General features: G+C 77.1%; 1 protein-coding gene and 1 pseudogene. Both read left to right on the top strand.

Features of this window, described 5'->3' with window-relative positions; translation table 11 throughout:
• A partial coding sequence (locus OZN99_RS32235; RefSeq protein WP_270939266.1) for a M16 family metallopeptidase occupies positions 1 to 661 on the top strand: 661 nt, incomplete at its 5' end.
• A pseudogene (locus OZN99_RS32230) lies at positions 658 to 1085 on the top strand (M16 family metallopeptidase); the annotation flags it as partial. The gene OZN99_RS32235 and the pseudogene OZN99_RS32230, both read left to right, overlap by 4 nt.

The following is a 1085-nucleotide window of genomic DNA, read 5'->3' as shown; positions in this document are numbered from 1 at the left end:
GCTGCCGCCCGGCCCGCCGGTGCCGCGCGACCGCGCCCCGCCGCCCGCCCAGCCGCCCACGCCGCGCTATGTGCGCAACGACCCGCGCCTGCGCGGGGAGGCGGTGTTCCTGCGCTCCTGGCAGGCGCCCTCGCTGAACGCCGGGGAGGCTCGGCATGGCGAGCCGCTCGAGGTGCTGCGCCACGTGGTGGGCGGCGGGGCGGGCTCCCGCTTGCATCGCGCGCTGGTGGAGACGGGCCTCGCCGTCTCGGCCGGCGCCTCCTACGACGCCGACACGGCGTCCTGGACCGACTTCGACATCTCTGCCGTGCCGCGCCGTGAGGTGGCACCGGAGCGCGTGGAGGAGGCGGTGATCGCCACGGTGAAGCGCCTGCTGGACGAGGGCGGACCGACCGAGGCGGAGGTCGCGCGCGCGACCCGGCAGATGACGGCCGGCGCGCTGCTGGCGCTGGACGGGCTCGGCGCCGCGCCGCGGATGATCGGCAATGCGCTGTCGATCGGCCTGCCGATCCAGACCGTGGAGTTCTGGCCCGCCCGCCTTCGCGCCGTGACGCGCGACCAGGTGGCGCAGGCCGCTGTCGCCGTGCTGGGCGGCATGCCGTCGGCCAGCGGCTGGCTGCTGCCCGAGGGCGTCGGCGCCCCGGCGGAGGTGCGGCTGTGAGCGACACCTTCCGGCTGGAGATCCAGCAGGTCACGGCCGGCGGCCGTTCCGCCTGGCTGATCGAGGACCAGTCCGTCCCGGTGGTCTCCATCGCCTGGGCCTGGCGCGGCGGCGCGGCGCTCGATCCGGACGAGCATGCCGGTGCGCTCTCCATGGCGGCCGCGCTGCTGATGGAGGGCGCCGGTCCGCTCGACAACACCGCCTTCGCCGATGCGCTGCGCGATGAGGCGATCGGGCTCGGCTTCGACGCGCAGCGCGACGGCTTCGAGGGATCGCTGCGCGCGCTGCGGCCCGCCCTGCCGGAAGCGGTGCGGCTGGCGAACCTGGCGATGCGCAGCCCCCGGCTGGATGCCTCCGCGGTGACGCGGGTGCGCGCCCGCGCGGTGGCCGGCGCGCGCGCCCAGCTGGAGACGCCGCGCGGCCA

It is taken from the genome of Falsiroseomonas oryzae, assembly GCF_027856955.1.
Lineage (GTDB): Bacteria > Pseudomonadota > Alphaproteobacteria > Acetobacterales > Acetobacteraceae > Falsiroseomonas > Falsiroseomonas oryzae.
Note: the sequence above shows the minus strand (reverse complement) of the source record. Positions and strands in the feature narration are given on the sequence as shown.